This window comes from Massilia sp. DJPM01, assembly GCF_030348125.1.
Lineage (GTDB): Bacteria > Pseudomonadota > Gammaproteobacteria > Burkholderiales > Burkholderiaceae_D > Telluria_A > Telluria_A frigida.
In genome coordinates this window covers 23066-32719 of record NZ_JAQOZV010000071.1, presented here as the reverse complement: position 1 = coordinate 32719, position 9654 = coordinate 23066, and the positions used below count along the sequence as shown (strand labels likewise).

Here is a 9654-nt window from a genome sequence, read left to right as displayed (position 1 = left end):
AGCGGCACACCATCTATTACTGCCTCCACCGATACGCCAGATTTGATCATCTTGGCCAGTGCGATGTCGTTACCTTCCTCAACAAGGGCGTATAGTCGTTCGCTTTCTGACAGCTCCAGCTTCGGAAATGCCTTGGCCGTTATATGCTTGCCTAGATGGTAGTGGTTGGTGGCCGATTCCCCAACTTGACTATTGAACACACTTACACGCAGGTACTCTACGCCTGCAGCGTGCAATGCGACGATCTGCGAGTACTCCATATCGTCACTCGTTGACGTATCGATTATGCAGCGCAGCGTGGCTCCTCGTACCGAAGCGGACAGTATAAAGGGGCTGTCCCAACCTTCGAAAATCGTATCAAGCGGTGCCGGCCAGCTACGGGAGTCAGTGACGGTGCTAGCGGCTTGCAACTTATCGTGTAGAGCGGAGAGCGCTGCATCATCGCCGATGCAGGTCAGGGTGAAAGTATTGGCAGACATGCGGCACCCTTGAGCGCTGTTAAGATGCGACGATTCTAACAGGGGTGCTACTTCAGAAAGTGGACATTCGTGATCGGAGACTCCAAGGGGAAAACCGGGCGTGCCGACATCGCCCAGGGCCTGATCAACAAGCTCTACGGCATCGAGCGCGAGCTCAATGCGGCCAGCGACGACGTCCGGCAGGCCGGGCGGCAACAGCACAGCGTGCCGCTGCTGGCGCAGCTGCGCGCCTGGCTGGAGAAAACCCAGCCCCAGGTCACCGCCAGCAACGCCCTGGGCAAGGCGCTGGGCTACCTGGCCAGCAACTGGAGCCGTCTGGAGCGCTACGTCGAAGCCGGTTTTTTACCCATCGACAACAACGCCGCCGAGCGGACCATCCGGCCCTTCGTCATCGGCCGCAAGAACTGGCTGTTTAGCGACAGGCCCCGGGGCGCCACCGCCAGCGCCCAGCTCTACAGCCTGGTCGAAACCGCCAAGGCCAACGGCCAGGAGCCCTACGCCTGGCTGCGCCATGTGCTCGAACGCCTGCCCCAGGCCACGACCGTCGAGGATTACGAGGCACTGTTGCCATAGAATTGGGGTTTGAGGTGCAGTGGAACAGAAAACCGAGTTAAGCGTTTGGCACCTGATTATCAACCCGGTGCGCGACACTGGTTCTGTCGCGTTGTTGATCAAACGGCGGAATTTTCCGGGAACGGCACAGTGCCCCTTAAACTGGACGGACCATTCCTGCCAAGTCATAAAATTGGTCGGCGAACGACCCTATATCCACGCCGTCGATCGCGAACTGGTTCTTGCGGATCATGTGCATGAGCTCGATGCCGGCGAGCACGGAGCCGGCGGCGCGAAATGATTTGAAGTTGAGCATGGGCCTGGTCACCCGCTTGATGGCGCGGTGGTCCTGCTCGACGATGTTGTTGAGGTATTTGACTTGGCGTACCATGATCGGGACGTCGCGACCAGCGTTGACCTCGTCGATCGCCGCCTTGTTGGATCCATGCGCCAGCTGCCGCCGACCGGGCGCTTGTGTTTCCGGGCCATCTTCTCGATGAGCGGCAGGAAACGAAGCGCCCAACGGTTGATCGATGAATGGTCGACCGACACGCCGCGCTCTTCCATCATCTCCTCGAGATGCCAGTAGCTCAGCGGGTAGGCCACATACCAGCGGATGCAGACCAAGATGACGTCGATCGGAAAACGCATTCCTTTGAAATTAAACATGTCGAGTCGTCCTGGGTTCGGGCGCAGCAGTTTACCCGATTACCCGTCGGCCTTCGCTAATGCGACAGAACCCGCGCAGGTCCGGCACGATGCTGCGGTAACCAGCGCCAGCGAGCGCATCGATTTGCCGACGCCATCCTCGATGCGTATCCGGGAAGCCACGCAGCAGGAGCACGGGCCGCCCCTCCCCTTCGGTGACGACATGCATGGCAATTCCATTGACGGTCACTGTCTGTTCCATCGATGCTGCGTGCCTTGCCCATAAAAAAAGCCGGGTCATGCGACCCGGCTTCGTGTTCCTGCATCTCAAGCAATCATACGGATTTTTTCTTTGCTCCGACTGACGCCAGCGCCGCACCGATTTCGCCCACAATGCCGCGCCGGAACAGCAAGACACAGGCAATGAAGATCAATCCGGTGACCATGCCCACCGATTCGCCCAGGGTGTTGAACCACTCGACGCCGGTTTGGGTTGCCAGGAAGTTGCCCATATCGCCCAGCTTGTTTTCCAGGGTGATGATGATGAAGGCGCCGAGGATCGGTCCCGACAGCGTTCCCATGCCGCCCACCAGCGTCATCAGGATCACCAGGCCCGACATGGCCCAGTGCACGTCGGTCAGCGTCTCGAAGCCCAGCACCAGCGTCTTGGTGGCGCCCGCCAGGCCTGCCAGCGATGCAGACAGGATGAACGCGACCAGCTTGTACCTGTCGACGTCGTAGCCGAGCGAAATGGCGCGTGGCTCGTTTTCCTTGATCGCCTTGAGCACCTGGCCGAACGGCGAATGCACCGTGCGCACGATCAAGGCAAAGCCCGCCACCGCGATGGCCAGCACGACGAAGTACAGGGTCAGGTCGTTGCCCAGGTCGATCACGCCGAACAGCTTTCCACGTGGAACTCCCTGCAAGCCATCTTCCCCGTGCGTGAACGGGGCGCGCAGGGCGGCGAAATACACCATCTGCGCCAGCGCCAGGGTGATCATGGAAAAGTAAATCCCCTGGCGGCGGATTGCCAGTGCGCCCATCACCAGCCCGACCAGCGCGCTGGCGGCCACACCGAGCAGGATGCCAACTTCGGTCGGCAAGCCGAGCACGGTCAGCGCATGGCCGGTCACATAGCCGGCCGAGCCGAAGAAAGCGGCATGGCCGAAGGACAGCAGGCCCGTGTAACCGATCAGCAAGTTGAAGGCGCAGGCGAACAGCCCGAAGCACAGCAACTTCATCAGGAACACGGGATAACCGATAAAGGGCGCCGCCAGTGCGACCAGCAAGGCGATGCCGTAAGCGATGTTCTTGTTCATCAATGGCTCCAGTTCTCGGTTACTTTTCTTTGCCGAACAGGCCGGCGGGGCGGAGCAGCAAGACCACGACCATGACCACGAACACCACCACTTCCGAGCCTTCCGGATAGAAGACGCGGGTCAGGCCCTCGATCACGCCCAGGCCGAGGCCGGTGATGATGGAACCCATGATCGATCCCATGCCGCCGATCACCACCACCGCGAACACGACGATGATGAGGTTCGAGCCCATCAGTGGCGTGACGTTGATGATGGGCGCCGCCAGCACGCCGGCGAAACCGGCCAGGGCGACGCCGAAGCCATAAGTCAGGGTGACCATCAGCGGCACGTTGATGCCGAAGGCTTCGACCAGTTTCGGGTTCTCGGTCCCGGCCCGCAGATAGGCGCCGAGCTTGGTTTTTTCGATGACGAACCAGGTCAGCAGGCAGATCGTGAGCGAGGCGAACACCACCCACAGGCGGTAGTTCGGCAATTCCATGAAGCCCAGGTCGGTCCGGCCCTGCAGCAGCGCCGGGACGTCGACCGACTGGCCGGAGTTGCCGAAGAAGGAGCGGAACACGCCTTCGAGCAGCAAGGTGATGCCAAAGGTGAGCAGCAGGCCGTACAGGTGGTCAAGCTTGTAGAGCCAGCGCAGCATGGTCTTTTCGACGATGATGCCGAACACGCCGACCAGCAGGGGCGCCAGCGCCAGCATCGCCCAGTAGCTCAGGCCGAAGGTGGTGACGCCGATGTAGGCCGCGAAGGCGCCCATCATGTAGAGGGCGCCGTGGGAGAAGTTGATGACATTAAGCAGGCCGAAGATGACGGCCAGGCCAAGCGAGAGCATGGCGTAGAAAGAGCCGTTGACCAGGCCGAGCAAGAGCTGGCTGACCATGGCTTGCAGGGGAACGCCGAATATTTCCATGGCATCTCAGTTCATAAAATGGGACCGGGCGGGCCGGTGAGATCCGTCGTTCCCGCGCCAGGGCGGCACTCGGCGGGAACGACGGAGGAGGCGCAAAACGACGGGCTACGGAGAGCGCCGGTGGATTGTCAAAAGCGACCTAACTTACTTCCACAACGCGCACTTCGTTTCCGCCTTGGTCGTGTACGCCTGCGCGCCAGGAATGGTCGCGACGACCTTGTAGTAATCCCACGGATACTTCGACTCCGCCTGCTTCTTCACTTCCATGAGGTACATATCGTGCACCATGCGGCCATCCGCACGAATCTCGCCGCCCTTGGTGAACATGTCGTTGATCTTGGTCTTCTTCAACTGCGCCATGACCTTCTCGCTGTCGTCGGTCCCGATCGCCTTGACCGCGTTCAGGTAGTTGGTCGCGGCCGAGTAATCGGCGGCTTGCAGCATCGATGGGAACTTCTTCATCTTGGCAAAGTAGCGCTTCGACCAGGCCCGGCTTTCCGGACTCTGATCCCAGTACCAGCCATCGGTCAGGTACATGCCCTGGGTCAGGTTCAATCCCAGGGTGTGGATATCATTGATGAACACCAGCAAACCGGCCAGCTTCATCGACTTGCCAACACCAAACTCGTTGGCTGCCTTGACCGCATTGATCATGTCGCCGCCGGCATTGGCCAGACCCAGAATCTGCGCTTTCGACCCCTGCGCCTTGAGCAGGAAGGACGAGAAATCCGACGCCGACAGCGGATGCTTGGAGGTGCCCGCCACCGTGCCGCCGGCCGCCTTGATCACGTCCGTCGTATCTTTCTCCAGCGACTGGCCGAAGGCATAATCGGCGGTCAGGAAATACCAGGACTTGCCGCCCTGCTTCACAATCGCGCCACCTGTTCCACGTGCCAAGGCCACCGTGTCGTAAGCGTAGTGCACGGTGAAGGGCGAGCACTCTTCATTGGTCAGGCGGGCGGAGCCGGCGCCGATCGAGATGAAGACCTTTTTCTTTTCGGACGCGATCTTGGCCATGGCCAGGTTGGCGCCCGAATTGGTGCCGCCGATCAGCATGTCGACACCCTGCTGGTCGAACCATTCGCGCGCCTTGCTGGCGGCGATATCGGCCTTGTTCTGGTGGTCGGCGAAGACGAATTCGATCTTCTTGCCGTTGATGTTGCCGCCCAGGTCGGCAATCGCCATCTTGACCGCTTCCGCACCACCGGCGCCATCGACGTCGGCGTACACGCCGGACACGTCGGTGAGCATGCCGATCTTGATGGTGTCGTTCGATACTTGCGCCTGTGCCGGAAGGACCAAGCCGAGGCAGGCTGCGCTGGCTGCTAAAGCAATGATGTTACGTTTCATATTGTCTCCATTGAGGATATAGGTATGGGTCTGGCTGTTGGGCTGTCGCTATCCTGCTATACGCCCAGCAGCTCGGTCAGGACCGGCATCTTGGCGCTCAGTTCCGACGAAGCAAAGGTCTCCACGATCTGACCATGCTCCACCACGTAAAACCGGTCCGCCAGCGGTGCGGCGAAGCGGAAATTCTGTTCCACCATGACGATGGTGTAGCCCTTGGCCTTGAGCGTGGTAATCATGCGCGCGAGGCCTTGCACGATCACCGGCGCCAGGCCTTCGGATATTTCATCGAGCAGCAACAGGCGCGCGCCGGTGCGCAGGATGCGCGCCACCGCCAGCATCTGCTGCTCGCCGCCGGACAAACGCGTGCCCTGGCTGTTTTTGCGTTCCAGCAAATTCGGGAACATCTCGTAGATCTCGGCCACCGACATGCCGGGCTCGCTGCCAGCCAGCTGCGGCGGCAGCATCAGGTTTTCCTCGGTCGACAGCGAGGAAAAAATCCCCCGCTCTTCCGGGCAATAGCCGATGCCCAGGTGGGCGATCTTGTGCGTCGGCAGGCCGATCGCTTCGATGCCGTTGACCTTGATCGACCCGGTGCGCGCCCCGGTCAAGCCCATGATCGCGCGCAGGGTAGTGGTGCGCCCGGCGCCGTTGCGGCCCAGCAGGGTGACGACTTCGCCCTTCTCGACCCGCAAATTGACGTTGTGGAGGATGTGCGATTCGCCGTACCAGGCTTGCAGGTTCGATATTTCGAGCGCCGCGGTCATCAGTGCGCTCCTTCGAGTTCGGCGCTGGTCGTGCCCATATAGGCTTCCATCACCTGCGGATTGGTCGACACCTCGGCATAACTGCCTTCGGCCAGCAGCGCTCCCCTTTGCAGCACGGTGATCTTGTCGCAGATGCCGGACACCACGTTCATATTGTGTTCCACCATCAGGATCGTGCGGCCGGCCGACACCTTTTTGATCAGCTCGGTAACGCGGTGCACATCTTCGTGGCCCATGCCCTGGGTCGGCTCGTCGAGCAGCATCAGCTCGGGCTTCATCGCCAGGGTGGTGGCGATTTCGAGCGCACGCTTGCGTCCGTAGGGCATGTCGACCGTCACGGTATCGGCGAATTCGGTCAGGTCGACTTCGGCCAGCAACGCCATGGCGCGGTCGTCGAGGAGCGAGAGCGAGCGTTCGCTGCGCCAGAAATGGAAGGACGTGCCCAGTTCGCGCTGCAAACCGATGCGCACGTTCTGCAGCACGGTCAGGTGCGGAAACACGGCGGAAATCTGGAACGAACGGATAATGCCCATGCGCGCGATCTGGGCCGGATGGGCGGCGGTGATATCTTTGCCGTTGAACAGGATCTGGCCCGAGGTGGGCACCAGGAATTTGGTCAGCAGATTAAAGCAGGTGGTCTTGCCGGCGCCGTTGGGACCGATCAGCGCGTGGATGTGGCCGCGCTGGACGGTGAGGTTAACATCATTGACCGCAGTAAAGCCCTTGAACTCTTTGGTCAGGTTCTTTGTTTCCAATATGACGTCTGTCATTGTGTCTCCGGTTTATTTTGATACCGCTTTGAAACCTTTTTTATTCGATAATACACACAATGGTTTTTGGTCACAATACAGTATAACTACCATGCTGCAAGCGCTGATGCCTATCAGGCAAGCGACATGGAAGTGCAACTTTGCGGCAAATCCGGGGTCTGACCGGATGGTCTATTTGGCCGCTTGGGCGATCAGTTCGGCCGCGCGTTCGGCAATCATGATGGTGGGACTGTTGGTGTTGCCGGACGTGATCAGCGGCATGACGGAGGCATCAACCACGCGCAGTTTTTGCACGCCGTTCACGCGCAATTGACTGTCGACCACGGCCATCGGATCGCCTGCCCTGCCCATCTTGCAGGTGCCGACCGGATGGAAAATCGTGGTGCCGATCTGGCTGGCCGCCTCGGCCAATTCTTGTTCCGTGCGAAACGCCATGCCCGGCTTGAATTCCTGCGGCGCATAGCGCGCCATGGCCGGTGCGGCCACGATCTTGCGCGTGAGCGTCAGCGCCGCCGCCGCGGTTTTGCGGTCTTGCTCCGTACTCAGGTAATTCGGCGTGATTTTCGGCGCGGCGTAGGAATCGCTTGAGGCAATCCGCACATGCCCGCGCGATGTCGGCCGCAAGTTGCACACGCTCGCCGTGAACGCGGGAAATGGATGCAGGGGATCGCCGAATTTTTCCAGCGACAAAGGCTGGACGTGATATTGCAGGTTCGGCGTGGCCTGGCCCGGATCGGAGCGGGCAAACGCACCCAGTTGCGACGGCGCCATCGACATCGGCCCGCTCTGGAACATCGCGTATTCCATGCCGATCTTCATCTTGCCGAACCAGCTCGCGGCCGTGGTGTTGAGGGTGCGTGCATTGCTGACTTTATAGATCATGCGCAGCTGCAAATGATCCTGCAAGTTATCCCCAACCCCGGGCGCATCGACCTGGACCGCAATGCCGGCATCGCGCAGCAGCGCCGCCGGCCCGACGCCGGACAGTTGCAAAATCTGCGGCGAAGCGACCGCGCCGGCGGTCAGCACGGTCTCGCGCATGGCGGTCGCCGTGAAGGCCGTGCCACCACCGGTAAATTCGACCCCACGGCACACCTTGCCCTGCTCCGTGTCGTCGATGATCAAACGTTCCACGTGGCAGCCAGTCATGATGGTCAGGTTGTCGCGCTTGGCGGCAGGCTTGAGGAAGGCCTTGGCCGTGTTCCAGCGGATGCCGCGCTTCTGGTTGACGTCGAAATAGTTGCAACCTTCATTGTCGCCGCCATTGAAGTCCTCGGTCTTGCGGATCCCGGTTTGTTCGGCGGCATCGCGAAAAGCGTCCAGCAATTGCCATGACAGGCGCTGCTTTTCGACCCGCCATTCGCCGCCGCTGCCATGCAGTTCGCTGGCGCCGCCGTGATAATCCTCACTCTTCTTAAAAAGCGGCAATACCTTATCCCAGCCCCAGCCGGCGTCGCCGGTCAGTTCGGCCCAGCGCTCGTAATCCTGCGACTGGCCGCGCATGTAAATCATGCCGTTGATCGAGGAGCTGCCGCCAAGAACTTTGCCGCGCGGATAAATCAGCGAGCGGCCATTCAGGCCGGCATCCGGTTCGGTCTTGTACATCCAGTCCGTGCGCGGGTTGCCGATGCAGTGCAGATAGCCGACCGGAATGTGGATCCAGACATAGTCGTCGCGCCCGCCCGCTTCGATCAGCAGCACGGTGGTGTCGCGGCGCCGGGTCAGGCGGTTGGCCAGTACGCAGCCGGCGGTGCCGCCGCCGACGATGATGTAGTCGTATTCTCCTGCCGATTCCAAATGCCGCTCCTCGTCTCGTTTTTAGTTTGTACGCATCTCGGCCACCAGCATTTGCATCAGTTTCGCTACCGGCATCGGCCGCGCCCGGCGGATTTCAGCACCCGCCCAGAGCGACATCAGTTCGGTATCGCCGCGTTCGGCTGCGGCTGCGCGTATGCCTGTGGTCAGTGCATTTTGGACAGGATACGCTGGAACTTGCTTTTCGACACTTTCCATCTTGCGCATGAAGGTGTTTTCCAGGCCACGCGCGTAGCGGCCGCTGAAAGCGCGGGTCAGGCGGGTGGGCGTCTCGCGCGCCTCGACCAGCCGCTGTTTGTAGGCGGGGTGGATGCCGGATTCGTCGGTCACCAGGAACGCGCTGCCCATCTGAACCGCCTGCGCACCCAGCGCCAGTGCTTCGGCGATATCGACCCCGGTCATGATGCCGCCGGCGGCGATCATTGGAATCTTGACGGCCTCGGCAACCTGGGGCCAGAGTGCTTTTCCACCCAGGGTGGCGTCTTCCTGCGGGCCAAGAAAGGTGCCGCGATGACCGCCCGACTCGATCCCGGAAGCGATCACGGCATCGGCGCCCACGTTTTCCCAGGCCAATGCTTCCTCCACGGTGGTGACCGTGCCCATGACGTACATGCCGGCGTCATGCAAACGCTCGACCTGGGACGGCGTCAATATGCCGAACGTAAAACTGGCCGCAGCCGGACGCAGGTCGATCAAGGCGTCGAACTGGGCGTTGAAATCGTGGCACCACTGGGCCGGCACGGGTAATTTGTCCCAACCAAGGCTTTCCCAGACCGGGCGCAGCAGCTCAGCGGCGGCGTTGACCTCGTCCGCGCTGGGTGTGGGAGTCTGAAGAACAAACAAATTGAGCAGAAACGGCTGATCGGTCATCGCCCGCAGCCGGCCCACCTCGTCGCGCAGCGCCGCTGGCGATAACAATGATCCCGCCAGGCAACCCAAGCCGCCCGAATTCGACACTGCGGCCACCAATTCGGCCCGGCTGGCGCCCCCAGCCATCGGACCTTGCAGAATCGGAAACTTGAACAACGCGTGCAACTCCATACCACCTCCTGA

The 9654-nt window shown here is 60.9% G+C and carries 8 protein-coding genes and 3 pseudogenes; 1 reads left to right on the top strand and 10 read right to left on the bottom strand.

Features of this window, described 5'->3' with window-relative positions; all coding sequences use genetic code 11:
• Positions 1 to 479 (bottom strand): annotated as a pseudogene (locus PO883_RS30085) (hypothetical protein); the annotation flags it as partial.
• A gap of 84 nt (positions 480 to 563) precedes the next feature.
• Here PO883_RS30085 and PO883_RS30080 point away from each other — a divergent pair.
• Positions 564 to 1052 (top strand): annotated as a pseudogene (locus PO883_RS30080) (transposase); the annotation flags it as partial.
• A 136-nt stretch (positions 1053 to 1188) separates the two neighbouring features.
• Here PO883_RS30080 and PO883_RS30075 read toward each other — a convergent pair.
• The 9 genes and pseudogenes from PO883_RS30075 to PO883_RS30035 form a co-directional block, all read right to left on the bottom strand.
• A pseudogene (locus PO883_RS30075) lies at positions 1189 to 1700 on the bottom strand (transposase).
• Positions 1701 to 1731: 31 nt separating this feature from the next.
• Entirely contained in the window at positions 1732 to 1941 is a 210-nt protein-coding gene (locus PO883_RS30070; RefSeq protein ID WP_289313036.1) for an alpha/beta fold hydrolase, read from the bottom strand.
• A gap of 73 nt (positions 1942 to 2014) precedes the next feature.
• Complete coding sequence (locus tag PO883_RS30065) at positions 2015 to 2998, bottom strand: branched-chain amino acid ABC transporter permease (protein WP_289313035.1); 984 nt, start codon at positions 2996 to 2998, stop codon at positions 2015 to 2017.
• Positions 2999 to 3017: 19 nt separating this feature from the next.
• On the bottom strand, positions 3018 to 3902 hold the full coding sequence (locus PO883_RS30060; RefSeq protein WP_289313034.1) for a branched-chain amino acid ABC transporter permease: 885 nt from the start codon (positions 3900 to 3902) through the stop codon (positions 3018 to 3020).
• Between the two features lie 144 nt (positions 3903 to 4046).
• Positions 4047 to 5252, bottom strand: coding sequence for an ABC transporter substrate-binding protein (locus PO883_RS30055; RefSeq protein ID WP_167091223.1), 1206 nt, complete (start codon positions 5250 to 5252; stop codon positions 4047 to 4049).
• A gap of 56 nt (positions 5253 to 5308) precedes the next feature.
• Positions 5309 to 6016: an ABC transporter ATP-binding protein gene (locus tag PO883_RS30050; protein ID WP_167091221.1), complete on the bottom strand. Its 708-nt coding sequence runs from the start codon at positions 6014 to 6016 to the stop codon at positions 5309 to 5311.
• Positions 6016 to 6786 (bottom strand): ABC transporter ATP-binding protein, encoded by a 771-nt coding sequence (locus PO883_RS30045; protein ID WP_167091219.1) that lies wholly within the window; start codon positions 6784 to 6786, stop codon positions 6016 to 6018. The genes PO883_RS30050 and PO883_RS30045 overlap by 1 nt, the downstream gene beginning before the upstream one ends.
• Positions 6787 to 6957: 171 nt before the next feature.
• On the bottom strand, positions 6958 to 8583 hold the full coding sequence (locus PO883_RS30040; RefSeq protein WP_289313033.1) for a GMC family oxidoreductase: 1626 nt from the start codon (positions 8581 to 8583) through the stop codon (positions 6958 to 6960).
• A 21-nt stretch (positions 8584 to 8604) separates the two neighbouring features.
• Complete coding sequence (locus PO883_RS30035; protein ID WP_289313032.1) at positions 8605 to 9642, bottom strand: nitronate monooxygenase family protein; 1038 nt, start codon at positions 9640 to 9642, stop codon at positions 8605 to 8607.
• Positions 9643 to 9654: the final 12 nt, after the last annotated feature.